20 protein-coding genes and 1 pseudogene are annotated in these 26,102 nt (G+C 72.4%); 12 read left to right on the forward strand and 9 right to left on the reverse strand.

Annotated elements, in window-relative coordinates:
* Positions 1–384: 384 nt before the first annotated feature.
* Together HNR23_RS00690 and HNR23_RS00695 are read right to left on the reverse strand one after the other, a co-directional pair.
* Positions 385–1,080, reverse strand: coding sequence for an ABC transporter permease family protein (locus HNR23_RS00690; protein ID WP_184072467.1), 696 nt, complete (start codon positions 1,078–1,080; stop codon positions 385–387).
* A gap of 179 nt (positions 1,081–1,259) precedes the next feature.
* Positions 1,260–2,786, reverse strand: a complete 1,527-nt coding sequence (locus HNR23_RS00695; protein WP_184072469.1) for an LCP family protein — start codon at positions 2,784–2,786, stop codon at positions 1,260–1,262.
* A gap of 352 nt (positions 2,787–3,138) precedes the next feature.
* On the opposite strand from HNR23_RS00695, the gene HNR23_RS00700 reads away from it, so the two are divergent.
* Positions 3,139–4,113 (forward strand): glycosyltransferase family 2 protein, encoded by a 975-nt coding sequence (locus tag HNR23_RS00700; RefSeq protein WP_246421517.1) that lies wholly within the window; start codon positions 3,139–3,141, stop codon positions 4,111–4,113.
* A 71-nt stretch (positions 4,114–4,184) separates the two neighbouring features.
* Here HNR23_RS00700 and HNR23_RS00705 read toward each other — a convergent pair whose 3' ends face one another.
* Together HNR23_RS00705 and HNR23_RS00710 are read right to left on the reverse strand one after the other, a co-directional pair.
* Positions 4,185–4,967 (reverse strand): glycerophosphodiester phosphodiesterase family protein, encoded by a 783-nt coding sequence (locus tag HNR23_RS00705; RefSeq protein ID WP_184072471.1) that lies wholly within the window; start codon positions 4,965–4,967, stop codon positions 4,185–4,187.
* Positions 4,964–5,800 (reverse strand): IspD/TarI family cytidylyltransferase, encoded by an 837-nt coding sequence (locus HNR23_RS00710; RefSeq protein ID WP_184072473.1) that lies wholly within the window; start codon positions 5,798–5,800, stop codon positions 4,964–4,966. The genes HNR23_RS00705 and HNR23_RS00710 overlap by 4 nt, the downstream gene beginning before the upstream one ends.
* Before the next feature lie 550 nt (positions 5,801–6,350).
* Between HNR23_RS00710 and HNR23_RS00715 the strand changes: the two genes are divergently transcribed.
* The 8 genes and pseudogenes from HNR23_RS00715 (at position 6,351) to HNR23_RS00750 (ending at position 13,507) form a co-directional block, all read left to right on the forward strand.
* Positions 6,351–7,178, forward strand: a complete 828-nt coding sequence (locus HNR23_RS00715) for an ABC transporter permease (protein WP_184072475.1) — start codon at positions 6,351–6,353, stop codon at positions 7,176–7,178.
* Between the two features lie 170 nt (positions 7,179–7,348).
* A pseudogene (locus HNR23_RS00720) lies at positions 7,349–8,032 on the forward strand (ABC transporter ATP-binding protein); the annotation flags it as partial.
* A gap of 161 nt (positions 8,033–8,193) precedes the next feature.
* A complete protein-coding gene (locus HNR23_RS00725; RefSeq protein WP_246421518.1) occupies positions 8,194–9,084 on the forward strand; it encodes a hypothetical protein in 891 nt (296 codons plus the stop codon).
* A gap of 31 nt (positions 9,085–9,115) precedes the next feature.
* On the forward strand, positions 9,116–9,763 hold the full coding sequence (locus tag HNR23_RS00730) for a DUF5941 domain-containing protein (RefSeq protein ID WP_184072479.1): 648 nt from the start codon (positions 9,116–9,118) through the stop codon (positions 9,761–9,763).
* A 16-nt stretch (positions 9,764–9,779) separates the two neighbouring features.
* Positions 9,780–10,514 (forward strand): phosphocholine cytidylyltransferase family protein, encoded by a 735-nt coding sequence (locus HNR23_RS00735; protein WP_184072481.1) that lies wholly within the window; start codon positions 9,780–9,782, stop codon positions 10,512–10,514.
* 5 nt (positions 10,515–10,519) lie between these two features.
* Positions 10,520–11,569, forward strand: a complete 1,050-nt coding sequence (locus HNR23_RS00740; protein ID WP_184079677.1) for an iron-containing alcohol dehydrogenase family protein — start codon at positions 10,520–10,522, stop codon at positions 11,567–11,569.
* A complete protein-coding gene (locus HNR23_RS00745) occupies positions 11,547–12,317 on the forward strand; it encodes a CDP-alcohol phosphatidyltransferase family protein (protein WP_184072483.1) in 771 nt (256 codons plus the stop codon). Before HNR23_RS00740 ends, HNR23_RS00745 begins: the two co-directional genes overlap by 23 nt.
* A gap of 332 nt (positions 12,318–12,649) precedes the next feature.
* A complete protein-coding gene (locus tag HNR23_RS00750) occupies positions 12,650–13,507 on the forward strand; it encodes a glycosyltransferase family 2 protein (protein WP_184072485.1) in 858 nt (285 codons plus the stop codon).
* Positions 13,508–13,609: 102 nt separating this feature from the next.
* Here the strand turns inward: HNR23_RS00750 and HNR23_RS00755 are convergent, their stop codons facing one another.
* The 4 genes from HNR23_RS00755 to HNR23_RS00770 form a co-directional block, all read right to left on the reverse strand.
* Complete coding sequence (locus HNR23_RS00755; protein WP_184072487.1) at positions 13,610–14,221, reverse strand: malonic semialdehyde reductase; 612 nt, start codon at positions 14,219–14,221, stop codon at positions 13,610–13,612.
* A gap of 53 nt (positions 14,222–14,274) precedes the next feature.
* A complete protein-coding gene (locus HNR23_RS00760; RefSeq protein ID WP_184072489.1) occupies positions 14,275–15,552 on the reverse strand; it encodes a glycosyltransferase family 4 protein in 1,278 nt (425 codons plus the stop codon).
* Positions 15,553–15,943: 391 nt separating this feature from the next.
* Positions 15,944–17,266 carry a nucleotide sugar dehydrogenase gene (locus HNR23_RS00765; protein ID WP_184072491.1) on the reverse strand — a complete coding sequence of 441 codons (1,323 nt, stop codon included), beginning with the start codon at positions 17,264–17,266 and terminating at the stop codon, positions 15,944–15,946.
* Between the two features lie 108 nt (positions 17,267–17,374).
* Positions 17,375–19,045, reverse strand: a complete 1,671-nt coding sequence (locus HNR23_RS00770; RefSeq protein ID WP_246421875.1) for a glycosyltransferase family 4 protein — start codon at positions 19,043–19,045, stop codon at positions 17,375–17,377.
* 167 nt (positions 19,046–19,212) lie between these two features.
* Between HNR23_RS00770 and wecB the strand changes: the two genes are divergently transcribed.
* From wecB to HNR23_RS00785, 3 genes are all read left to right on the forward strand, one after another.
* Positions 19,213–20,325 (forward strand): non-hydrolyzing UDP-N-acetylglucosamine 2-epimerase, encoded by a 1,113-nt coding sequence (gene wecB, locus HNR23_RS00775; protein WP_184072493.1) that lies wholly within the window; start codon positions 19,213–19,215, stop codon positions 20,323–20,325.
* Positions 20,326–20,383: 58 nt separating this feature from the next.
* Complete coding sequence (locus HNR23_RS00780; protein ID WP_184072495.1) at positions 20,384–22,168, forward strand: hypothetical protein; 1,785 nt, start codon at positions 20,384–20,386, stop codon at positions 22,166–22,168.
* 228 nt (positions 22,169–22,396) lie between these two features.
* Positions 22,397–24,535, forward strand: coding sequence for a glycosyltransferase (locus HNR23_RS00785; protein WP_246421877.1), 2,139 nt, complete (start codon positions 22,397–22,399; stop codon positions 24,533–24,535).
* Between the two features lie 75 nt (positions 24,536–24,610).
* On the opposite strand, the gene HNR23_RS00790 is transcribed toward HNR23_RS00785, so the two are convergent.
* Complete coding sequence (locus HNR23_RS00790) at positions 24,611–26,089, reverse strand: LCP family protein (RefSeq protein WP_184072499.1); 1,479 nt, start codon at positions 26,087–26,089, stop codon at positions 24,611–24,613.
* Positions 26,090–26,102 lie beyond the last annotated feature (13 nt).

Below are 26,102 nucleotides of genomic sequence, written 5' to 3' on the forward strand. Positions count from 1 at the left end.
GGCCCTTCGTGCGTGGTCGATCGCCTGAGTGCGCTCGGCTGAACCGGCCCTGGCATGGTAGTACCGGCGGGACGCCTGATGAACCTGGGGATGAGCTGGTCCCGGCCCGTTACGGGGGAGCGGTGTCATGTGCTGGGGCGGGTGATCACCGGTGGTGTTCCGGGGTCGGTGGATTTCCCGCATAGTGCGTCCCCGTGCGCCGTCGATCGGTTGCGTCCGTTAGTTGTGACATTGCCGCCGGACGGTCCCCGTACAACCCGTACTTGATCCCAAGACGGTATGGATGGCGCAAGGGGCGCAGGATTCGTCAGATCGTGCGATGAATTCTGGCAGTTCGCGAGTGCGTCGTCGAACCCGAGACTACCCAGCGGTAGGCGCGGCGCCTCAGCGGCGGTCCTCGTCGCCGAACACCCGGGTGTGCGACGCCGCCCCCGGGGCCGGACGATCCCAGCCGGGCTCCGCGGCCCCGGTCTGCGGATCACGGCGGAACGGGATCGTCGTGTTGGCATCTCCGCCTGTACCGGGGCCGACGGCGTGCGGCGGCGCGTCGAACCGCTGCGCGCCCGGGCCCGGCTCGCCCTCGGGCTCGCGGCGGCCGGGGCCGGGCTGCGGCGGGACGGCACCGGGATCGCCCGCCGCGACGGTCGGCGCCACCGGCCCGGCCTGCGGCATCGCGGAGCGGCGCCACCGCGAGGGCGCCAGCGCCGAGATGAACAGCAGTGTGCCCAGCGGCAGGGCGATCGGCAGCGCCGGACCCACCGGGTGGAAGAACGTGCCCTGCGCGATCCACCCGGGCAGCGCCGCGCTGAGCGACGCCGGGTTCAGCACCGGCCACAGGGAGAACGCCAGGATCAGCCCGCCGGAGACCAGCGCCGCCAGGGGCGAGACGCGCGCTCCGGCGAGGAACCCGCAGACCACCCCGATGAGCATCAGCACGGCGACCGCCGGCATGACCAGGGGGGCGCCGAAGCCCTCGCCCCGCAGTACCGGTTCGACACCGGTGGCCGCCCACGCGACGCCCAGCCACAGCAGGGGCGTGAGGATCAGACCGACCACCAGCCCGATCAGGTGGCGCAACATGGGGCCTCCTCGCGGCTCGGCGCCGGGGGCCTGCCCGGCGGATCGTCCCCGGCTCGCGGCCCCGGACGGCCGCTCGCCTGCCGGTGGGCATCCGCCGAACCCGCCCCGGCCCGTTTCCGGTCGTGGCCTTCCAGGATACCGGCCCACATCGGGGGAAAAGGGGTGCGGGACACCCCGCCTCAGTCACCGCAGACGTTGTCCCTGGCGGTGGAGGTCCGGACCCGGCTGCGCTCGCCCGCGCTCGGTTCCGGTGTCGGCTCCGCGGCCGCGGCCCCCTGCGGCGCGTCGAGACCCGTATAGGTGAACCCGACCACGACCTGGACCTCCGCGCCCAGCGTGGAGTCCTCCTGCAGCCGGGCGTCGGGCACGGCGTCGGCGACGAGTTCGGCCGCCCTCTTGCGCTGGGGTGCGTGCCGGACCAGCGTCGTCGGAACGTCTGCGGACGACCAGTCCTGCGCCGCCGCCGGGACCTGGAACCCGGCGCCGGTGAACTCCGCGCGCGCCCGGTTCCCCTGCCCCGGTGTTCCGGTGCCGTTGAAGATCTGCACCCGGATGTCGCCGGGGCGCAGGTCGCCCGGGGCGTCGCCGGGGTCCGCGGTCTCCCCCCTGCCGGCCGCCTGCTCGGGGTCGGTGATCGGCTTGTCCGCGGCGATCTGCGCGAACAGCCGGTCCGCCGCCCTGCGGTTCCAAGTGACCGCGACGTCACCGCGCGGTGTCCAGTAGGCGGTGTCGTCCAACGGGACCTGGGTGAAGGACACGTCGTCGAGCCCGATGTCGCTGAGCCGGTTGGCGAGCTGGTTGATGGTCCTGGTGTCCAGGCCCTCGTCGACGGTGACGGAGCCCAGCGCGTGATCGAGGAAGGCGGAGAGCCGCCGCGGGTCGCTCAGCGTGTCGGAGCCCAGCGCCTTGTCGAGCAGCGCCGAGAGGACCTGCTGCTGGCGGTCGATCCGGTCGAGGTCGCCGCCGGCCGTCTTGCGGGTGCGGGCGAAGGCGAGCGCCTCGGCGCCGTCGACCTGGTGGGTGCCGGCGTCCATGTCCAGCTGGGCCTTGGGGTCATCGATGGGTTCGGGCAGACACACCTCGATGCCGTCCAGGGCGTCCACGACGTCGACGAAGCCGGTGAAGTCGACCTCGACGTAGTGGTCGATGCGCACCCGCGTCAGGGTCTCCACCGTCTGCACGGTGAGCTGCGGGCCGCCGAAGGCGTAGGCGGCGTTGATCTTGTTCTCGCCGTGGCCGGGGATGTCCACCCAGGAGTCGCGGGGGATGCCGACGACGGTGATCTCGTCGCGATCGTTGTTCAGGTGCACCAGCATCATCGTGTCGGAGCGCTCCCCTCCGATGTGCCCGACCCCCAGGCCGCTCTGGTCCTCCGGGCTGACGCCCTCGCGGCTGTCGGATCCGATCACCAGGAAGTCGAGAGCGCCCTTGGGGCCGGCGTCGGGCCGGTCGACCAGGCCGCCGAAGACGTCGAACCGGTTGAGCTGGCCGGACATCCAGCCGGTGATCGCCCAGGCCGTGCCGGACGCCAGCAGCACGACGACCGACATCGACCCGGCGAACAGCAGCGCCCACCGCTTGCGGCGCACCGTGGGGTCGGGCAGCGGCAGAGGGTCGCGCGCGGGCGGGGTGCCCCCGCGGCTGCCGGGGGGTGTGGGCGCCGAACGTACCCGGCGGAACTCCGGCTCGTTCTTCCGCTCGCTCATGTCTGTCCTCCCCGACACCGGCGTGTCGTCCCCCGGCACTGGCTTCCCTAGGTTGTCACCCAATCCACCGATGGGTCACCGGATGTCGGTCCTCGGCGTGTTGTCGCCCGGTCCGTGACACGGGCGGAGCCGTCGCGTGAGCGGGCACCGGGCAGGGGAGAGGGGGAGGCGGGCGGCGGCGGTGAGCAGGGCCGGATCCGGCCGGGACAGCCGGTACCGTTACCTGCGGAGCACCCGGCCCCGTCCCCCGCGCCGTGCGGGCGGAGTGGCCGGCGGGCGCTCCACGTCATTGACCCGCCCCCTGGTGACCAACTTGGAATCGACCGTGACCTGGCCTGCCGTATCGGTTGTCATGCCCGTCCTGAACGAGGAGCGCCACCTCGGCGCCGCAGTGCGGCACGTCCTCGCCCAGGAGTACCCGGGCGAGCTCGAAGTCGTGCTCGCCGTCGGACCGTCGACGGACCGCACCCAGGAGGTCGCCGACGCGCTGGCGGCCGCCGACCCCCGGGTGAAGGTGGTGGCCAACCCCACCGGCCGCACCCCGGCCGGGTTGAACGCCGCGATCCAGGCGTCCTCCCACACCGTCGTCGCCCGCATCGACGGCCACGCCATGATGCCCTCCGACTACCTGCGGGTGGCCGTGGAGACCCTGGAGGAGACAGGCGCGGACAACGTCGGCGGCATCATGGCCGCCGAGGGCGAGACCCCCTGGGAGCAGGCCGTCGCCGCCGCCATGACCTCCAAGGTCGGGGTCGGCAACGCGCGCTTCCACACCGGAGGCGAGGGCGGCCCGGCCGACACCGTCTACCTGGGCGTGTTCCGGCGCTCGGCGCTCGACCGGGTGGACGGCTACGACGAGGCGTTCCTGCGCGCCCAGGACTGGGAGATGAACCACCGCATCCGCAGCACCGGCGGCGTCGTGTGGTTCCAGCCGCGCATGCGCGTCTCCTACCGGCCGCGGCCCGACGCCAAGGCGCTGGCCAAGCAGTACTTCCACTACGGCCGGTGGCGGCGCGTGGTGGCCCGCCAGCACAAGGGCACGATCAACCTCCGCTACCTGGCGCCGCCGATGGCGGTCACCGCCATCCTCGTCGGCCTGGTCGCCGGGTTCGCGTTCTGGCCGGCCTGGATCGTTCCGGGCGCCTATGCCGCCGCGATCCTGGCGGCGTCGGTGCCCCTGGGCCGCGGGCTGCCGGCCGGCGCGCGGGTGGCCATCCCCGTCGCGCTCGCCACCATGCACATGGCCTGGGGCGTCGGCTTCATCACCAGCCCGCGCGGCCTGGGCGCCGACTCCCGCACCGCCCGCGCCAACCGCACCACCGCCTGACCCGCTCCTGCGACGGTCTCGGGTGGACACCTCGAACCCGCGCGGAGATCCGAACCGTTCGCCCGAGATCGTCACGGGGAGCCGGGGGACCGGAGGGCCCTGAGGACCCCCGGGATGTCGTCCACGACCACCGCGTCGACACCGGCGTCGGCGAACCGCGCGGCGTCCGCGGGGTCGGGGCACCAGGAGACGACCTCCAGCCCGGCGCGGTGCGCGACGTCGACCGTGTAGCCGACCGCACGGCGGCCGGGACGCGGCTCGTCCCCGGCCGGCCCGAAGGAGCGCGCGTCGATGGCGACCAGCTCGCAGCCCAGCCCGGCGGCTCCGGCCACGGCCTGGTCCAGCGGGTTGCGCACGAACGGCATCCACGCCGTGGGAACCTCGGGCGCCTCGGCGTGCACGGCCAGCAGCGCCGCCGGGTCGAAGGAGCAGACGAAAAGGCGGCGCCGCCGCGCCTCCCGCCGCAGCGCGGGCAGCAGCAGCGACATCGTGCGCCGGGCCGGCGGGTCGGCGGCGTCCTCCATCACCGTCTTGACGTCCACGTCCAGCCCGATGTGCTCGGGCACGGCCGCGACCGCCTCCTCCAGGGTGGCCAGGCCGTGTGCCGCGCACTCCGCGGCGGGGAGGTCCACGATCGCGCGGCCGTCGTCCAGCGCCGCGTTGTGGTAGAGCACCAATCGGTCGTCGGCGGTGCGCCGGACGTCGATCTCGATCCACGTCGCGCCCTGCTCGACCGCGGCCAGGAGCGAGGCGACCGTGTTCTCCGGGTGGCCGTGCTCCCCATCGGCTCCGCCGTCTCCGCGGCCGGCCCCGCGGTGCCCGATGACCTCGGTCGGGCTGAACACGCCGCTCACCGCGTCCTCCGCGACCCGGGGCCGCCGTCCTGTCCCGGGCGGGCGTCGCGCAGGCGCAGCAGGACCTCGGCGATCTCGACGTCGCCGGGGTTGGTCACCTTGATGTTGGTCTCCTCACCCGCGATGACGCGGACCTCCTCGTCGGGCAGGTAGCGCAGTACCACCCCGCAGTCGTCGGTGGCGACCAGGCCGGGGTCGGCCAGGGCGAGGTCGTAGGCGCGGCGGATCACGTCCAGCCGGAAGCCCTGCGGGGTCTGCATCCGGCGCAGCGTGCTGCGCGGCGGAACGTCGCGGACGGCCTCGCCGCCCGAGGCACCCGGGCCGACCGCCACCACCGTGTCGGAGGAGGGCACCGCGACCCCGACGGCGCCGACGTCGGCGAGCGCGTCGACGCAGCGTGCGATGGCGGCCTGGGTGACCAGGGGCCGCGCGGCGTCGTGCAGCAGGACCAGGTCGGTGCCGGGCCGGTGGTCCAGGGCACGCAGCGCGGCGTGCGAGGTGGCGGTGCGGGTGGCGCCGCCCGGCAGGATCGCCGAGACCTTGGCGTAGGGGGCGGTCGGCGCGCCGCCCTTCGTGCCCAGCCCGGCGTCGGCGACGATCTTGTCGACCTCCGCCGACCGGTCGGCGACCATCAGCACGATGACGTCGTCGACCTGCGGCGACGCGCAGAACGCCGCGATGGCGTGCTCGATGACCGGCCGTCCGGCCAGTGGCAGCAGCTGCTTGGGGAGCGCTGAGCCCATGCGGGTGCCGATTCCGCCGGCCAGTACGGCGGCGGTCACATGGGGTCGGGCGCCGCCGGGTGCGGGTCCGGTGGCGGCGTCGGTCGGCATCGGTCGGCCTCTCCTCGGAGGGGTGCGGGGACGCGTGCGGGGATGAGGGAGCGCGGCGGACCGGTGGCGCCCGACCCTGCGGTCCTCGTCAGCCGAGGTTAGCGGACTCCGTTCGGCGGCCCCCGGGCCTGCGGCCCCCGGGCCTGCGGCCCCCGGGCCTGCGGCCCCCGGGCCTGCGGCCCCGTCGGCGGGGGGCCGGGTGGCGGCGGGACGCCCTGGTTGAACCATCCTTCCGGAAGCGCGGGTACTCTGAGGACGCCTGAACGGGTTCCCGGTGGTCCGCTGCTGTGACAAGATCGGGCGCCGAGGCCGAAGGGCGCGCCCACGCGGCCGCGGCCGATGCGGAGAAGGCCCCGGCCGTCCGTCCCCGGGCCGCGGGGCTCGACGCGGCGCCGCACCCGCGGTCGCATCCGGGCCGACCCGGCCGCCGGTGTCCGTCCCCGTTCCGCGCGGCGCTGACAGCCGGCAATGCCGTGGGCGCGCGTACGGTGTCCGCTGTTCCCTGTTCGTTCCCTGTTCTTTTGCAGACCGCATCCCCGAGGAGGTGGCGGTGGCGTCGAGGGCGCTGGCCGTCTGGCAGAACCGGCAGGTCGTAGGCCTCCTGGTGAGACGCAACCTGAAGGTCAAGTACCAGCAGTCCGTGCTGGGCTACGCCTGGTCGATGTTGGAGCCGCTGGCGATGGCCGGGGTCTACTTCCTCGTCTTCGGCATGCTGCTCAACGCCGACCGCGGCACGCCCGGCGGGCACGACGCCCCCGGCGGGTACATGCTGTTCCTGATCTGCGGCCTGCTGCCCTGGCTGTCCTTCAGCGCGTCGCTGGGTGAGGCGCCCCGGGCACTGATCACCCACTCCAAGCTCATCACGACGATGAAGGTGCCGCGGGAGATCTTCCCGCTCGCGGTGGTCACCACGAAGTTCGTCGAGTACCTCTTCACCTGGCCGGTGCTGCTGGTGTTCGTCTTCGCCCTGGGCGGGCGGACCTGGGCGATGGGGCTGCTGGTGTGGCTGCCGCTGGCGCTCGTGGTGCAGTTCGTGTTCACCCTTGGCGTGACCCTGCTGCTGTCCTCGGTCAACGTGCTGCTGCGCGACATCGAGCGGATCGTGCGTATCCTGAACCGGGTGCTGTTCTACGCTTCCGCTGTCGTGTACCCGGCGGCCCTGGTCCTCGACAGCACGGCGGCGCCGGAGTGGTTCAAGGTGGTCTACCAGCTCAACCCGCTCGTCGGGATCTTCCAGATGCACCAGTCCGTCTGGTTCCCGCTGGGTACCCCGTCGTCGATCGCCCTGTGGGGAGCCGTCGGCGGCGCGGTCATCATGTTCGCCATCGGGTACTCGACGTTCCGGCGTCTGGAAATGTCCGTCCTGAAGGAGTTGTGATGACGCAGCCGGTCATCGAGGCCAAGGGGCTCGGCGTCAAGTTCGCATTGAACCGCCGGCGCAAGCGCAGCCTGCGCGAGATGTTCATCCATGGCAAGAAGCGCGACCCCAACGCGGCCGGGGCGGACTTCTGGCCGCTGCGCGACATCTCCTTCGAGATCGCCCGCGGCGACTGCGTGGGGATCGTCGGCAAGAACGGTACGGGCAAGTCCACGCTGCTCAAGCTCATCGCCGGGGTCCTCATCCCCGACGAGGGCAAGGTCACGGTGCGCGGGCGGGTGGCCCCGCTGCTGGAGCTGCGCGCCGGGTTCTCCGACCAGCTCACCGGCCGGGAGAACGTCCACCTGGTGGGCTCGCTGCACGGCATGGACCCCAAGACGATCGAGGAGAGGTTCGAGGAGATCGTCGAGTTCGCCGAGATCCGCGAGGGCTACATCGACATGCCGGTGCGGCACTACTCCAGCGGCATGAAGGTGCGCCTCGGCTTCGCGCTGATCTCCCAGCTGGAGCACCCGATCATGCTCGTCGACGAGGTCCTGGCCGTCGGCGACAAGGCCTTCAAGCGCAAGTGCTACGCCAAGATCGAGGAGATGCTGGCGAACAACCGCACCATGGTGCTGGTCTCGCACAGTGAGGCCGACCTGAAGCGCTTCTGCAACCGCGGCCTGTACATCAAGGAGGGCACGGTGGCCCTCGACACCGACATCAAGAGCGCACTGGCCGCCTACAACGCCGACACCCAGGCCGAACTGGATGCCAAGAAGCGCAAGGCCGAAGAGAAGAAGGCCGCGGAGGACGAGAAGAACGCCACCGAGGACAAGAAGAAGTCCGAAGACGGCGACCAGGCGGCCTGATTCCGTCGGCCCCTCGCTCGGCCGGGCCGATGTTCGGGCCGACAGGGCCGTTTTTCCTCCCTTTCCCTCTTTTCTCCGGGTGTAGTGCGTGGCGATGATTGCCTGGCGCGGTTTCCTGGGTCACGGTTCCACTGCAGGGCCGCTCGGGGAGGGGCACGACCATGGCGAACGCCGCCGCACTGACCGACCATTGGCTGGGTCGACTGACCCGCCCCGGTGCGCGCTGGGCGCGGCGTGCCCGGCTCACGCCCGCGTGGATGGGCAAGATCGGCCTGATCCTGACCGTGCCGGCCGCGGTCTGGTTCACCGAGCCCGGCATGCGGGGTGCCGTCATCGGCTCCCTCTTCCTGGCCGCCGCGCTGTTCACCGACGCCGTGGCCGACGAGCTCACCGGGCAGCGGCGCGACGCGCTCGACACCTGGTCGGCGGCCATGCTGTCCCGGCTGCGCGAGTGCGTGGTCTACGCGGGCCTGGCCCTGGGCGGGGCCTGGGCGGGGGTGCCGAACGCCTGGGCGTGGGCGGGCGGTGCGCTCATCGCGCTGGCCCTGCGCGACGCCGTGGTGGCCGCGCACCGCGCCGAACCGGGCCCGGCCCCCCGGGGGGTGCCGGCGCCGCGGCGCGGTGCGGACTCGCCCATCGCCGCCGTCGATCCCGGTGCGGGTGCGGACGAGCGCACGCCCAGCGACCCGGCCCTCACCGCGAAGCTGTTCGGCTCGCCCCCGTGGGGCGACGCCGGGGGCGCGGTCCCGCATGCGGGTACCGTGGCGGGCCCGACCGGCCCGCCGGAGCCGGAGTGCGGCCGTGTCGGATCGGCCGGCGCCACCGAGAGGACCGAAGGGGGGCAGCCGTCCCGCGAGGACGCCCTGTACCCGATCGCGGCGCGATGGCTGCTGGGCTTTCCCCAGGCCGCCCGGTTCGCGACGATCGCGATGACGATAACGATTTGGGACCCGCGGGTGACGTTCATCGCACTGATCGTCGGCTGCGGCGTGGCGGTCACGGCCGAACTCGTGGACCAGCCGGTGCGTGCCGAAGCGGGCAGCGCGGGCTAGGTCGGGCGAGAACGACATCATTGGGACGGGAATGGTCGCGTTGCCGCAGCCGTGCGGGCGAAGCGCGGTTGACCTGCGAGTTCTTCGTGACGATGGTCACCTCAGCACCGTCCTGGGGCGGTTCGCCGCCGGGTCGCTTCCCCCGCTGCTTCCGGCTTCGGCCGGTGCGCTGGTCGTGGGAGTGCTGCTACTCGCCGGTCTTGGACGCTTGTCAGGCATTACCCTGTTCGCACCGGCCGCCGCCCTCCTGCTCGCGGGAGTGGCGTCGGGGCATCCACACGACGGCCGTTTTGATTGGATGGTCCCGCCGGTCCTGCGCGGAACCGAGTACCTTTACCTACTCGCACTCGGCTACGGGTCCGGCGTGCCGGGTCCGCTGGTGTTCGTACTCTTGACTGCGGTCATCGGACACCACCGCGACGCCGTGTTCCGGCCCGGCTGCGGTGTGCCCCCGCCCGCCTGGATCGCCCGGGCGATGCTGGGTTGGGACGGCCGCATGCTGTTCATCGCCTGCGGTGGCGCGCTCGGCTGGCTGCCGTTCGCCTACGGCGTGCTCGCGGGCTACCTGGTGGTGCTGCTCATCGCGGAGGCCACCGGGAGCTGGCTCGCAACCCCCGTCACGACCCTGGCGGATGTTCCGCGAAACGAACGTGGAGGCGCAGACGCCTCCACCGGTTAAGGAGGAAGGCGCGTACATGCTCGGTATGGTTCTTGCCGCAGGAGCGGGACGCCGTCTGCGCCCATACACCGACACCCTGCCCAAGGCGCTGGTGCCGGTCGACGGCGACGACACCGCCATCATGGACATCTCCCTGCGCAACCTCGCGGCGGCCGGGCTGACCGACGTCGTGGTCGTCGTCGGCTACTGCGCCGAGGCCGTCGAGGAGCGCAAGGAGGCCCTGGAGCGCCGCCACGGCGTCGAACTGACGCTCTGCTACAACGACAAGGCCGAGGAGTGGAACAACGCCTACTCCCTGTGGACCGCGCGTGAGTACTTCTCCGAGGGCGTCCTCCTCGTCAACGGCGACACCGTGCACCCGGTGAGTGTCGAGGAGACGCTACTGGCCGCCCGCGGACCGGAGCTCCTCCTCGCGGTGGACAACGTCAAAACCCTCGGCGACGAAGAGATGAAGGTGACCCTGGACGCCTCCGGGCACCTGCGGAACATCACCAAGCTCATGGACCCGGCCCAGGCCGCGGGCGAGTACATCGGGGCCACCCTCATCGAGGGCTCACTGGACGGCCGCCTCGCCGACGCGCTGAAGGCCACCTGGGAGCGCGACCCGCAGCTGTACTACGAGGACGGCTACCAGGAGCTGGTGAATCGCGGCGAGAAGGTCGCCACCGCGCCCATCGGGAAGGTCGACTGGGTCGAGGTGGACGACCACACCGACCTGAACCGCGCCCGGGAGATCGCATGCCGCTACTAGCCCGGATGCTCCCTTCCCCCCTGACGATCGACGTCCGCCGGGGAGCCGTGGCCTCCCTCGGCGCGGTCCTCGCCGACCGCCGGATCGCCACCGAGGGACGCATCGCCGTCGCGGTCGGACCCGGCCAGGGCGCCCAGATCGCGGCCGACCTCGATCTCCCCAACTGCGAGGTCTTCCGGGTCGACGACGGCAGCATCGACGTGGCCACCGACCTCGGCAAGAAGCTGCGGTCCGGCCACTACGAGGCCGTGGCCGGCATCGGCGGCGGCAAGACCATCGACGTCACCAAGTTCGCCGCGTCCATGGCGGGAATCCCCATGGTCGCCGTGGCCACCAACCTCGCCCATGACGGCATCGCCTCGCCCACCGCCTCACTGGAGCACGAGAGCGGCAAGGGTTCCTACGGCGTGAGCATGCCCATCGCCGTCGTCATCGACGTCGACTACGTGCGCGCCGCCCCCCAGCGCCTGGTGCGTTCCGGCATCGGCGACGCGGTCAGCAACCTCTCGGCCATCGCCGACTGGGAGCTGGCCGGGCGCGAGCAGGGCGAGCCGGTGGACGGCATGGCCGTCACCTTCGCCCGGGTCGCGGCCGAGGCCGTGCTGCACCGCACCGACTCGGTGGAGTCCCAGGAGTTCCTCACCGTGCTGGCCGAGGCGCTGGTGCTCAGCGGCATGGCGATGTCGGTGGCCGGGTCGAGCCGCCCGGCCAGCGGCGGCTGCCACGAGGTGCTCCACGCCATCGACCAGCTCTACCCGGGTACCAGCAACCACGGCGAACTGGCCGGAATCGGCTGCCTCTACACCTACTACCTGCGCCAGAAGTACCTGGGCGAGGGCGAGCAGCGGATGCGCGACATCCGCGCCTGCCTGCTCCGCCACGAGCTGCCCATCCTCCCCGGCGACGTCGGCTTGGACCAGGAGGCCTTCGCGGAGGCGGTGGCCTACGCCCCCTCCACCCGACCGGGCCGCTACACGATCCTGGAGCACCTGGCCCTGCCGGATGACGAGATTCGACGGAGCGTCGGTGAATATGTCGAAACCCTCGGTCGCTGAGGTCCGCGCGGGAGGCCAGCCCGAGGGCATCAAGGAGCGCGTCAACGAGGAGCACTGGGCGGGCCGCCTCTACATGCGGGATATCTCCCCGTACGTGAGTACGGCTTTCGTCCGCCTCGGCGTGCCGCCGAACCCCATCACCTACCTGATGATGGCGTGCGGGGTGCTGGCCGGGGTCACGCTGGCCTTCGGCGGGCTGTGGACGGCGCTGGCAGCGGCCGTGCTGATCCAGGTGTACCTGCTCCTGGACTGCTCCGACGGCGAGGTGGCCCGCTACACCGGGCGCACCAGCGTCGCCGGGATCTACCTCGACCGCATCGGGCACTACCTGTCCGAGATCGCGCTGCTGATCGGCCTGGGCATCCGCGCCCAGGGCGAGTTCGAGGCCGGCGGCTGGGTGATCGCGGGGATGGCCGCGGCGATCGGCGCCGCGCTCATCAAGGTCGAGACCGACAACGTCGTGGTGGCCCGCGCCAAGGCCGGGCTGCCGGAGAAGATCCCCGACTCCGCGATGGCGCCGCGCTCGGCCGGGCTGAGCCTGGCCCGGAAGTTCGCCTCGGCACTGCGCTTCCACCGCGTCATCCAGGCCGTGGAACTGTCGCTGCTGGTCGTCGTCGCCGCCGTCATCGACGCGGTCCGCGGCGACCTGCTGGCCACCCAGGTCCTGGTGGCCGTCTGCGTGGCCGTCGCCGCCCTGCAGACGGTGCTGCACCTGGTCAGCGTGTTGGCTTCGCGCCGGCTGCAGTGACCCGAGGGCGTCGCCCCCGCGGCTCTGCGGGGCCGACGCCCTTCGCGAAATGCCCGCGCGCGATCGGTGACGCTCCGTAGAATCTGCACACGAGCGGTGATCATCGCTTTTATCCTGCGGTTAGCCTCGCCATGCGATGGTCGACGCTCACGTCCCTGTCTGACTCCTGATGTTCACGAACGGTTCTCATGAGTAGTCCCGCTTCCTCCGAGACGACCGCGGCCGCGTCCGGCCGCGGTCCGGATCCGTCCGACCCCGCGCAGGTCGGGGGCGCCACCTCCCCTACAGTTGACCGCAGTCTGGACGGTGCCGGTCCCGGAGGTAGGCAGCAGATGAAGATCTCCTGTGTGCTGCTGACCATGGGCAACCGTCCGGCCGAGCTGCGGCGCGCGATCAACAGCGTCTTCGAGCAGCAGGGCGTCGACATCGAGGTCGTCGTCGTGGGCAACGGCGCCGATCTGCCGGAGCTGCCCGAGGGCGTGGTGCCGGTGCGGCTGCCGGAGAACGTGGGAATCCCCGAGGGGCGCAACCTCGGCGTCCAGCAGTGCGACGGGGAGATCATCCTGTTCCTCGACGACGACGGCTGGTACCGATCGCCGGACCTGGCGCGGTATGTGCACGACGCGTTCGCCGACGACCCCGAGCTGGGGGCGGTGTCCTTCCGTATCGCCGACCCCGACGGCGGCCCCGACCAGCGGCGCCACGTGCCGCGGCTGCGGGTCGGCGACCCGCAGCGGTCAAGCCGGGTCACCACGTTCCTCGGTGGGGCGTGCGCCATCCGGCGCAGCGCCTTCGAGATGGGCGGCGGGCTGCCGGGCGACTTCTTCTACGCCCACGAGGAGACCGACCTCGCGTGGCGGATCCTGGACTCCGGCTTCTACATCGTCTACGACGCCGAGGCGGTGATGTACCACCCGGCGGTGAAGCCGACCCGGCACGACGACTTCTACCGGCTCAACGCGCGCAACCGGGTCTGGCTGGCGCGGCGCAACCTGCCCTGGCTGCTCGCCGCGGTCTACCTGGTGAACTGGGTGGCCATCACGCTGCTGCGGGAGCGCGACCGGGCCGCGCTGCGCGCCTGGTTCCGCGGGTTCGCGGAGGGATGGCGCGAGGACGCCGGACCGCGCACCCCGATGAAGTGGTCGACCGCCTGGCGCATGGCCCGCGACGGCCGCCCCCCCATCATCTGAGCCCCCGCACTGCCCCCGTTGATCTCGGAGATACTGGGGTGTCATCGCCGATTTTTACCCCGATATCTCCGAGATCAACGAGGGAAGGCGAAGGGCTGGGCGTCAGAGCTCGGTGACGACGTCGGTGTAGTCGTAGCGGGGCAGGCGACCGAACGGGGGCTGGCCCTCGGCCGGGGTGCCGATGTTGACGGCGACGAGGCTCTTCTGCGTGCCGTCGGCGAAGAACTCCCGGTCCACGGCCTGGGCGTCGAAGCCGGTCATCGGGCCCGCGGCCAGGCCGGCGGCGCGGATGCCGATGAGGAAGTAGGCGACCTGCAGCGCCGCGTTGAGGCGGGCGGCGCTCTCGCGGCCGACCGGGTCGGCGAACATGCCCTTGATCATCTCGCCGCGGCCGGGGAAGACCTCCTCGCCCTTCTCGTGGAAGTCGGGGTCGTAGGCGAGGATCGCGACCAGCGGCGCATTGCGCGTCTTGTCCTGGTTCGACTCGGCCATGTGCCGGACCAGGCGCTCGCGGCTCTCGGGCGAGCGCAGCAGGGTCACCCGCAGCGGCTGGGTGTTCAGCGAGGTGGGTCCGTACTTGACCAGGTCGTGGATGGCGCGGATCTGCTCCTCGGTGACCGGCTCGTCGGCGAAGGCGCCGACGGTCCGTGCGTCGCGGAACAGCAGGTCCTGGGCTTCCTTGGAGAGTTCGAGCAGTTCGGCGGTGTCGCTCATCGGTATGTCCCTCGTGGGTCGTGGGGGACCGCGGACTTCACGGTCGATGAGCCTCAACTCGTCTTCCCGGGAAGGTATTCCTGGTCGGTGCCGATGTGACCCAGGACACGGCGCGGTGCGGTCCGTGGTTCGGGGTCGGGAACCGTCGGCCAGACCAGCGGCAGCCGCTGCTGGGCGGGCGGTGCGGCACCCTGCGGCGGAACCGGCCCGGCATCGGGGACCGCCGCCCTGCACCGACCGGGTGCGGCCGCCGCCCACTCCTCCAGCTGGCGGACGAACACCTCCGCGTGTACCGGCCAGTGGAACGCCGTGCGCGCGATCTCGTGGCCGGTCCGGGCGAACCGGTGGCGCAGCTGCGGGTCCGAGCGCAGCCGCAGCACCGCCGCGGCCGCTGCCACGGGGTCGCCGAACGGGACGACGGTCCCGCAGTCGCCCTCCGGCCGCCCGGTGACCAGCCGGGAGGCGGCCGGGTTCGGCGTGGTGACCACCGGCAGTCCGTGCGCCATGTACTCCACGACCTTGGTGGGCAGCGAGTGCCGGTAGTTCGGGGTGTCCTGAAGCAGGCAGATCCCGGCCGTCGCGCCGCTGACCATGCGCAGCGCCTGGTCGTTGGGGACGAACCCGTACCAGTGAACGGCCCCCTCCAGCTGGGCGGCGCGCAGCAGCGGCCGGGTCTCCGCGTCGGCCGCCCCGATCACCTCGACCCGCACGCCGTGCGGGCGCAGCAGCCGTCCGAGCTCGACCAGCTCGGCGGCGCCGCGCGCGGCGGACAGCTGGCCCAGGTAGACGACGCGGTCGGTGCCCGGCGGGCGCTCGGGCCGCCCCGGCACGTTCGTGGTGTTCGGGACGACCGGGTGGGGCAGGGCGAACCGGTCGCGGTAGCCCTCCTCCGCGAGGATCAGGTGCATGCGCCGTTCGGCGCGCCGCTCGATGTGGCGCAGTACCGGTCCCAGCGGTCGGCGCAGCGGGGCCGGCAGCCACGGTTTGGTGAGCACCGAGGCGGCGGTGTCCTCGTGGACGTCCCACACGGTGACCGGGCGGTCCGTGGGCAGCGCGAGCAGCAATTCGGGGTCGTGGAAGAGGAGCAGGTCGGCGCGGGGCGCGTGCTCGGCCAGGAGCCGCCGGGCGGCCCGTAGTGACCGGGCCCGGCGTCGCCCCGTCGCGCGGGGTACGTCGATGGCGGTCAGCTCCCGCCATGGCGTGACGCCGCGATCGCGGAACGGTGCGATGTAGGTGACGCTGTGGCCCGCGTCCAGAAGCGCGCGGATCTGCCGGTGCAGGATGCGCGCGTCTTCCGGGTGGTGGACCACAGTGGCCACTAGAGCGTGCATATGCGACTTCACCTGCTTCTATCGGCCACAAAGGTGCCTGTGCCAACATTCGCGCTAAATGGTGCGAACGTCGTGGAGCCACGCTAGGCAGCCGGGGAAACAGTTGGTGAAAAGTCGGGTTACCGGCGGGCATGGGCGGGGTGAATGCTCTTGTACCGGCTTCGCCCGCTACGGCCGGTAAACCCGGAAACGCCGTGGTGCGGGTTGCGCCCCGGAACGGAAAATCACCCTAAATTCCGGCGGAATCCCGCGAAGGCGGACGGTAACGGGCACGGCAGGGAGGAAAGAGACCGAATGCGCTCGTGCAACGGCGATCCCCCGGCCCCAGCGGATGCCGGGGCCGGGGGATGCACGGCCGGATGCGCGGGCTCGGAGGCCCGCGGAACGCGTCCTAGAGGACCTGGATGCCCTCGCGGTTGATCGGGCTGGTGGTGCGGCGGCTCTCCGCCTCGTCGTCGTTCAGGCGGCGCAGCACCCCCCGGGTGTCCAGCAGCAGCCGCGCGCGCTCGGTGAGCAGCTTGGGCCGGTAATCGGTGTGGTCGGTGAGCAGGATGGTCAGGTCGGCATCGGCCAGAGCCTGTTCCAGGTTCTCGGCGCGCGGGACACGCGTGCCGTTCACCGTCCACTCCTCGACGTGCGGGTCGTGGTAGGTGAGCGCGGCCCCCTTGGCGGCCAGCTTCCGCGCGACCGGCCGGGCCGGGGACTCGCGCTGGTCGGCGATCCCCGCCTTGTAGGTGACACCGAGCAGCAGCACCTTGGACCGCGACAGCGCCAGCCCGCTGTCGTTGAGCAGCTCCTGGGCGCGCTGCAGCACGTAGGTCGGCATCCGCGCGTTGATCTCCTGGGCCAGCTCTACGAAGCGGAACGGGTAGCCCAGCGTCTTCACCTTGTAGGACAGGTAGTTCGGGTCGATGGGGATGCAGTGCCCGCCCACCCCGGGGCCGGGGTAGAAGGCCTGGAATCCGAAGGGCTTGGTGGCGGCGCACGCGATGGCGTCCCACAGGTCGACACCGAGCTCCTGGCAGAAGATCGCCATCTCGTTGACCAGCGCGATGTTCACGTGCCGGTAGGTGTTCTCCAGCAGCTTGGCCATCTCGGCCTCGCGGGTGCCGCGCGCCTGGACCACGGAGTCCACGAACTTCCCGTAGAACGTGGCGGCGAGCTCGCCGCAGCGCTCGGTCATCCCGCCCACGACCTTGGGGGTGTTGGCGATACCGAAGGCCGGATTGCCGGGGTCGATGCGCTCGGGCGAGAACGCCAGGTGGAAGTCGGCCCCGGCGACCAGGCCCGACTCCTCCAGGATCGGGCGCACGACCTCCTCGGTGGTGCCCGGGTAGGTGGTGGACTCCAGGATGACCAGGGTCCCCGGGGCCAGGCGGGAGGCCACGGCGCGGGCTGCGGCGGTGACGGCGCCCAGGTCGGGACCGCCCTCGTCGGACAGCGGGGTGGGGACGCAGATGACGATGGTGTGCGCACCGCCCAGGACGTCGGGGTCGGTCGTCGCGCGGAACCCCGCACCCAACATCTGCTCGATGTCGCCGGAGTCCAGGTCGTCGATGTGCGACGCCCCGGAGTTCAGGCCCTCGGTGACCCGGGAGCTGACATCGAGCCCGGTGACCTTGAGACCGGAGCTGCTGGCCGCGTGCGCCAGGGGCAGGCCGACGTATCCGAGGCCGATGACGACCAGGTCGGACGTAGAGGTAGCGACATCCACAGGGGGTCCCCCTCGGGTTTCTCTTCTTCGGTGCGGAATATCGAGGCGGCGTATCGAGGACTTCCAATACCGACTAGACGCCCGAGGTTACTTCCCGGTTGGCCGGGATCACAGGGTCTGGCCTGGTTCGGACACTTTTCGGATTACCGCCTCATACACCTCGATATAGCGGTAGGCGGCCGCGCGCCAGGTGCGGCCATTTCCGACCCGCCGGCGGCCCGCGAGACCGAATGCCTCTCGCGTTCCACGACTGTAAGCCAGCTTTTCCAGCACCTCCGCCAGACCTTCCGAGTCGTCCGGAGGAATTAACTCACCGGTCACCCCCGGTTCCACGATCTCGCGCAGCGCCGCGAGGTCGCTGGCGACCACCGGCAGCCCCCCGGCCATCGCCTCCACCGGCTTCAGCGGCGTGACCAGCCGACTCACCCGCACGTCGCGCCGCGGCACCGTGAACACGTCGATGACCGCGTGGTGGCGCCGCACCTCCTCGGCCGGGACCCGGCCGGTGAAGTGCGCGGCCGTGCCCAGCCCGGCCGCGGCCGCGCGCTCGCGCAGCGCGCCCAGCTCCGGCCCGTCGCCCACCACCAGCAGGTGCGCCGCAACGCCCCGTCGGCGCAGTTCGGCCACGGCGTCCACCAGTGTGTCGAGCCCCTCGTAGCCGTAGCAGCTGGTCGTGGTCCCGGCCACGAAGTCCTCGGGTTCGATCCCCAGTTCCCGCCGCAGCTGCGCGCCGTCGGGCAACGGCTCCAGGAACGCCTCACCGACCGCGTTCGGCACCACCGCGACCCGCTCCGGGTCGATGCCGCGGGCCACGATGTCGGCGCGCATCGTCTCGCCCAGCGTCACCACCAGGTCGGCCGCGGCCATGCAGGCGGTCTCGCGGGCACGCTCGGCCACGTAGTAGGCGTCCTCGACGCTGCGGGACGCGTCGCGCGACAGCCACGACTCCTCCAGGAAGCCACGCACCTCATAGACCACGGGCAGGCCGTAGCGCTCGCGCAGGGCAAGCGCGAGCCGGGCGTTGTGGTGGTTGCTGGCGGCGTGCAGCACATCCGGGCTCAACCGCTCCACCAGCGGAGCCGCCAGGCGCAGCCCGGCCCGCAGCACGGCGGCGTCGTCGGTCGGCGCGGTCCAGGGCAGCAGCCGGTGGTAGGGGACCCCGTCGACGTCCACGCGTTCGCGGGCGTCGGGCACGCCCTTGGTGAGCGGGTAGCCGAGCCGGGTCACCACGTGCGGGTCGAGGCCGGCGGTGCGCTGGCCGAGCGCGATGCGGTGGGTGCGCTGGGTGTACCCGGCGTTGGTGTGCGGCAGCGCGTTGGTGACCATGTGCAGGACGCGCAGCCCGTCGGCTGCGGATCGCCCAGCGTTCATCGTGTCGTCGCGCCGCGTTCTCCGCGGCGGCGTTACCGTGATGTCGTGCCGGTGGTCAGGGAGGTCAGCAGCGGGGCCCACCGTGGTGTCGGCCGGGACGGCGCGTCCCGTCGCCACCGCCAGCCGGTGTGCCAGCCGGTCGCGGCTCCTTCCCTCGGGCAGGCGCTCCAGCAGCTCCCGGGCGAGCCCGGGTTCCTCGACGGCCAGGGCGAAGGCGGCCATGCGGGCCACCGCGCGCGGGGACGCGGAGGGCCGCCCGGCGGAGTCGCGGACGGCGCTCAGCGCCGCGTCGCGGCGGCCGGAGTCCCACAGCCCGTAGGCCCGCGGCAGCGTGCCGATCCGCATCGCGCCGTCGCGTACGCGGCGGCGGGCGCCGCCGGGCAGCAGGCGCAGGGCCAGCAGCGGCATACGGGCGGGCTCGGCCCGCAGGTGCCGCCAGGTCAGGGTCGCGGTGAAGGTGGCCGCCTTGAGGATGTTGCGCACGGTGGCACATCGAACCACGCCGTGGTGACCTGCCGGTGACGCCACGGCGTCCGGCAGCGGTCAAGATCTCATCCGTCTTCGAAGGGAATGCGATGTCGTCAGTCGGGAGCCGGTCCGCCGAGGTCGTGCACATCGTCGGTGCTCGGCCCAACTTCGTGAAGGCGGCACCCGTGGTGGCGGCCCTGGAGAAGCGCGGCGTGCGGCAGTCGGTGGTGCACACCGGGCAGCACTACGACGACCGGATGTCGGCGGTCTTCTTCCGGGAGCTGGGGCTGCCCCGGCCCGACGTCGACCTCGGGGTCGGCTCCGGCTCGCACGCCGAGCAGACGGCCGCCCTCATGGTGGGGCTGGAGCGGGAGTTCACCTCCCGGTCCCCCGGGCTGGTCGTCGTCTACGGTGACGTGAACTCCACGGTCGCCGCCGCGCTCGTCGCCGCCAAACTCCACATCCCCGTCGCCCACGTGGAGGCGGGGCTGCGGTCCTTCGACCGGACCATGCCCGAGGAGGTCAACCGGCGCCTCACCGACCAGCTCTCCGACGTCTGCTTCGCGACCAGCCCCGAGGCCGTCGGCCACCTGGCGCGCGAGGGCGTCGCAGCCGACCGGATCCACCTCGTGGGCAACCCGATGATCGACACCCTCCTGGGCCACCTGGACCGTTTCGACACCGCCGCGCTGCGCCGGCGCCTGGACCTGCCCGACACCTACGTCGCCGCGACCCTGCACCGCCCTGCCAACGTGGACGACCCCGAGACCGTGGCGCGGCTGACCAAGCGCCTGCACGAGGTCGCCGACCAGGCCGACGTGGTGATGCCGGTGCACCCCCGCGGCCGCCGCGCCTTCGAGGAGGCCGGCCTGGGCGGCCACCCGCGGATGCGGCTGGCCGAACCCCTGGGTTACATCGACTTCGTCACCCTGGTGCGCGGGTCGGCCGCCGTGGTGACCGACTCCGGGGGAGTGCAGGAGGAGACCACCATCCTCGGCGTGCCCTGCCTGACCCTGCGGCCCAACACCGAACGCCCGGTGACCATCAGCCACGGCACCAACCGGCTCGTCACCGACACCGAACTCCCCGGGCTCGTCGCCGCGATCCTGGCGGGCGACGGGATCGGCACGGCCACCGTGGCCGAGGTCCCCCCGCTGTGGGACGGCCACGCCGGAGAGCGCATCGCCGCCGTCCTGGCCGGCGGTGACACCGCACCATGACACGCGCACCCCGCCACCGATCCCCCGTTCTTCGATACCGCAAGGCAGGATGACACCCGTGAAACGGCGTGAACAGAGCCAGACCGAACAGCTGCGGCAGGCGCTCTCGGAGAGGGAGGCCCAGCTGCAGGAGGCCCAGGCGCGTCTCGCCGCCCTGGAAGGATCGACCTCCCTGCAGGTCGGCCGCGCACTCACCGCCGCGGCCAAGCGGCCCGGCCGCGGACTCGTCCGGCTGCCGCGCGACCTGTTCCGGCTGTGGCGCAAGAGCGGCGCCACGCGGCAGAGCACCGGGGGACGCCGCAGGCCCCAGCCGGTGCGCTCGTACGACGCCGAGCGCCAGGAGGCGCGCCTGCTGGCCGGGAACATCGGCACCCGAGACGACCGCCTCGTCGTCGCCGGCGTACTCTCGCCCGAGGTGCACGCCGCCGTCGAACCCTATGTCCGCGTCGTCGCGCTGCGCCCGCAGGACGCCCAGGTGGTCTTCGAGTCCGTCGACGTCGACGTGGTGCTGGTGTCGGCGTCCGCCGCGGCGCCCGGCAGCCTGTGGGCGCATGTCGGCGACCCAGCCTCGGGCGACCGCACCCGCGCACTCAACTGGGTCGTCGAGGCCGCCGCCGCGCGCGGCGTCCCCTCGGTCCTGCTCACCGACGCGCCCGCGCCCCCGGCACTGGCCACGCTCCCGTTCGGCCTGGTCTGCGACGGCGGCGTCGGCGTCCCGCTGCACCGCTTCAACCCCATCGCGGCCGAACCGGAGCGCACCACCGACCCCCTCCACCTGCCCTCCGCCGGACACCGCGGAGTGGTGGCCGACCGCCTCGTCGACATGCTGGTGCGCGAGGGCGGGGTGCGCCGCACCGAGCCCGGCTGGGCCGAGGAGCCCGCCGCGCTGCGGGCCGCCACCACCGTCGTCGTCGACGACCCGGTCCTGGCCGACCGCGCCATGGCCTGCGGGGCGCGCGCCCTGCTGCTCGGCGGCGCCGCGGAGTCCGATGCCGAGCGCCCGGCCGGACCGCGCGGCCGTGTGCGCGTCCCCGTGGACGCCTCCGCACTGCGCTCCGGGGCGGCCGCCGACGGGCTCGCCCGCGTCCGCGCCGCCGGACCGCTCAGCCCCGAGGAGCTCCGGCTGGTGCTGCGCTCGCTGTTCCTCACCGACGCCACCCCCGTCCGGCTCGCCGACATCCTCGGCCGACTCGACTTCGCGCCCGGCTCCGGCAGCCCGTCGCTGGCGCTGCGTACCCGCCAGGTCGCGGTGCTCGCCGCGCCCCCGGACGACATCACCTCCCTCGCGCTCGCCGACGACCTCCTCAAGCAGGAGTACGCGCCCGCCGAGGTCGTGCTGCCGGACGACGTCGACCACCTCGCCGGGGTACAGCGGTTGCGGTCCGCCGGGATCCCGCTGCGCACCGCCCGCGTGGCCGGCTCGAACGGCGGCGCCCGCGAGCCCCGCCCCACCGAGTGGGCGGCCCTGGCCGGCGCGGCCACGGCGCCGTGGGTCGCGCTGTGGCGCGCGCCGCGGGGGTCGGCGTTCCTCGCCGACCTCCTGTGCGCCGCCGAGTGCTCCGGCGCCGACGCCGTCGGCCCGGCCGTGCCCTGGTGGGGGAGTGCCCCGGTCGGCGCGGCCGACACCGCAGCCGACCCGGTCGGCACCGCCGTGGCCGACCAGGACTACGTCTTCGTCAGCGCCATCGAACCGGACCTGGCCCGCACCGACCTGGTGCGGCGCGGTCTGCAGCCGGGGGTGTGGAACCGGCACGGGGCGCGGCTGCTCGCCCTGGGGCCCCAGCCCGAAGCCGACCGGGAGTCCGCCCCGGGGCAGGTGGGGAGCGCCCCCGATGGGGGCTGAGCGGACCGCGCCGGTGCGCACCTGTGAACAGTCAGCGGCACAACACCCGTGCCCGTCCCGCACCTCGGGGTGCGGCGGCCGCGCGGGAGTCCATCGGGGCGGGTCCCGGGGACGGGTCTTGAAGGGAAACACGTGACCGACCAACAGCGGGCGAAGCCGCTACGCGCCCTTGTCTACGGGGATGTCGACCTGAACATCATCGACGGTTCGGCGATCTGGGCACAGTCGATGACCCAGGCGCTGGCCACCGCCGGATGCGAGGTCACCCTGCTGCTCAAGGCCCCGGTCACCACCGACCGGCTGGTGGCGCCGCTCGACGGGGCGTCCGGCGTCACCCTGCGCCGCCCCTATGAGGAGAAGCTGCTGGGCGACCTGGGACCTCGCGGGCTCACCCCCGACCAGGCCGTCACCCTGATGACCCGGTTCGACACCGAGCAGCGCTTCGACCTGGTGGTCGTGCGCGGCCGCCGACTCGCCTCGATCGCCGCGCAGTCCGAGGCGCTGGCCGGGCGGCTGTGGACCTACCTCACCGACGTCCCGCAGAACGTCGCCGAGATGACCTCCACGGCGGTCTCCGAGCTCACCGACATCGCGGTGGCCTCGCGGTTCCTGCTCTGCCAGACCGAGGAGCTGCGCTGCTTCCTGGAGTCGGCGGTACCCGCGGCCTGCGGCAAGAGCGTGCTGTTCCCGCCGGTCGTGGTGGTGCCCGAGGGCGTGTCGGGCCCGGGCGCTCCCGGTGAGCGGCTGCGGCTCGTCTACACCGGCAAGTTCGCGCCGCGCTGGAACACCCTGGAGATGACCGGGCTGCCCGCCGCCCTCGCCGAGCGCGGGGTCGACGCCGAGCTGCACATGATCGGCGACAAGATCCACCGCGACTCACCGGAGTGGGCCAAGCGGATGGCCAAGGCCCTGGAGGGCACACACGGGGTGACCTGGCACGGCGGCAGGCCGCGCGCCGAGGCGCTGCGGCTGTCGGCCGCCTGCGACGTGGGACTGTCCTGGCGCGCCGCGGAGATGGACGCCAGCCTGGAGCTGTCCACCAAGGTGCTGGAGCTGGGGGCGCTGGGCCTGCCGGTGGTGGTCAACCGCACGCCCATGCACGAGGAGCTGCTCGGCGCCGACTACCCGCTGTTCGTCGACGCCGGCGCGTCGGACGGCACCGCCACCGTGGCGGACACCCTCACGCTCGCCGCCGACCCCCGGATCTACGCCGAGGCGGCCGAGCGCTGCCGGGCGGCCGCCGCCCGCTTCACCCTGGAACGGGCCGCCGAGCGGTTGCGCGGCTACCTCGACCTCGCCCACCCCACCGCCCCGGCCGGGACCGACACGCAGCGCCCGCTCAAGGTGGTCATCGCCGGCCACGACCTGAAGTTCTTCACCCGGCTCGCCGACCACCTGATGTCCCTGCCCGGGCTTGAGGTGCGCCTGGACGAGTGGGACGGGCTGCGCGACCACGACCAGTACCGCAGCCGGGAGCTGGCGGCCTGGGCCGACGTCGTCATCTGCGAGTGGTGCGGTCCCAACGCGCTGTTCTACTCCCGGTACAAGCGGCCCGGCCAGCGGCTGGTCGTCCGGCTGCACCGCTTCGAGCTGTACGCGGAGTGGCCGCGCAAACTCGACATCGACAAGGTCGACGCGATCATCTGCGTCAGCCCCCACTACGCCTCGCTCACCCGGGAACTGGCCTCGTGGCCGGCCGACAAGGTGGTCACCCTGCCCAACTGGGTGGACGTCGACCAGCTGGACCGGCCCAAGCTGCCCGGCGCCGAGTTCACCCTGGGCATGATCGGCATCGCGCCGTCGCGCAAGCGGCTCGACCGCGGGCTGGAGGTCCTGGCCGAGCTGCGCCGGCGGGACCCGCGCTACACGCTCGCGGTCAAGTCGAAGCAGCCGTGGGACTACTGGTGGATCTGGAACCGGCCGGAGGAGCGCGCCTACTACGAGCGCGTCTACCGCACCATCCAGCGCGACCCGCTGCTGGCCGACGGCGTGGTCTTCGACCCGTTCGGGCCGGACGTGGCGACGTGGCTGCGCCGCGTCGGGTTCATGCTGTCGACCAGCGACGACGAGAGCTTCCACCTGGCCCCGGCCGAGTGCGCCGCCTCGGGCGGGGTGCCCGCCGTGCTCGGCTGGCCGGGCGCCGACACCATCTACTCGCGCCGCTGGCTGCACGACGACACCGCGGCGATGGCCGACGCGATCCACGCGACCGTCGCCGAGGGCCGCTTCGACGCCGCCCGCTCGGCGGCGAAGGCCGAGATCACCGGCAATTACGCGCTGGAGCGGGTGTGCGCCATGTGGACCGACCTGATCGTCAACGGCACCGCCCCCGAACCGGTCGACCTGCAAGGCGCCATCGCCGCGTAGGGCGGCGAAAGGCCGAGGCCGCACCCGGTGTTCCGGGTGCGGCCTCGGCCGTGTCGCACGTGCCGTCGCCTCCGATCAGCAGACGGAGGTCGTGGTGCTGTCGGCGGCGCTCTTGTTCTTCACCGAGCCGGGCACGTCCCCGCTGACGCCCTTGTCCTTGAAGCCGCGCCAGTCGCTCGACATGACCAGCTGTACCTGGTTGCCGCTGAGCGAGGAGTCCTCCTCGACGGTGGCGTTCATCGCCTCCTTGGCCACGAGGTCGGCCGCGGCCTTGGCTCCCGGGGCGTAGTAGACCGTGCTCGCCTCGGGGATCACACCCTCGGGGTTGCCGGTACCGCTGACGCTGAAGCCGCGCTCCCGCAGAATCGCGGAGACCTGGTCGGCCAGGCCGGTCGTACCGACGCCATTGATGACCTCGACACCGACATCGCCGGGCTCGACGCTCTCCTCCTCGGCTCCGGCGTCGTCGTCGGCCGCGGCGTCGTCCCCGCTGTCATCACCGCCGTACTCGTCGGTCGCGATGGCCTGGAACAGCTGCTCGGCGTCGGGGGTGACCCACTGGACCCGGTTCTCGTTCTGCGGCCACGGCTCGTTGGGGACCGTGACGAAGTTGATGTCCTTGAGGTCCACCTCGCGCATCGCGATGGCGATGTCGGCCATGGTGTCGATGGTCAGCTCGTCGTCGCTGGTGATCGAGTCGGTGACCTCGTTGAGGAAGGAGTAGAGGTTGGACGGGCTCTTCAGGGTGTCGCCGCTCATCACCTGGCGCGCCATGGCCGCCATGAACTCCTGCTGGCGGTCGATGCGCATCAGGTCGCTGCCGTCGCCCTGGCCCTTGCGGGAGCGCACGTAGCCCAGCGCCTCCTCGCCCTTGAGCACCTGCTCCCCGGCCGCCAGATCGAGGTCGCCGGCCTTCGTGTCGTGGATCGCCTCGGGGATGCACATCTCCACGCCGCCGAGCGCGTCGACCATTCCCTTGAACCCGGTGAAGTCGACGCTGACGAAGTGGTCGATGCGGACGTTGGTGGCCTTCTCCACGGTGTCCCACAGGCAGCTGACCCCGCCGTAGGTCATCGCCGAGTTGATCATGCCCAGCTGGGGGTCGGAGCCGGTGTAGCCCTCCGACGCCGGGCAGGCGGGCAGCTGCACCATCGAGTCGCGGGGGAGGTTGACGATCGTGGCCGTCTCGCGCTGCGGCGAGATGTGCGCGATCGCGAGGGTGTCGGGGCGCTCGCCCTCCGCCTCGCCGTAGTTCGCGTTGTCACCGTCGCGCTTGTCGGTGCCGATGATCATGATGTTGACCACGCCCTCGACCTTGCTCGGGCGGTCGCCGAACGCGTCGGTGTCGACGTTCTCCCGACTGATGCCGCCGGCGATGTCGATGTAGGCGGCATAGGCGGTGAGGCTGCTACCGATGACGAGCCCCGTGGTGATGACGGCGATCCACGCGCTGGGGGAGAGGCGATTCTTCTTGGAGGGGAGGGACCTCGACGACTTCTTCTGCGCGGCGTGGCCCCGCGCGGAGCCGCGAGATGAGGAGCGTTTTCTGGGCATTGGGCACCAAGAG

Origin of the sequence: Nocardiopsis mwathae, assembly GCF_014201195.1 — a bacterium.
GTDB classification, from domain to species: Bacteria; Actinomycetota; Actinomycetes; order Streptosporangiales; family Streptosporangiaceae; genus Nocardiopsis_C; species Nocardiopsis_C mwathae.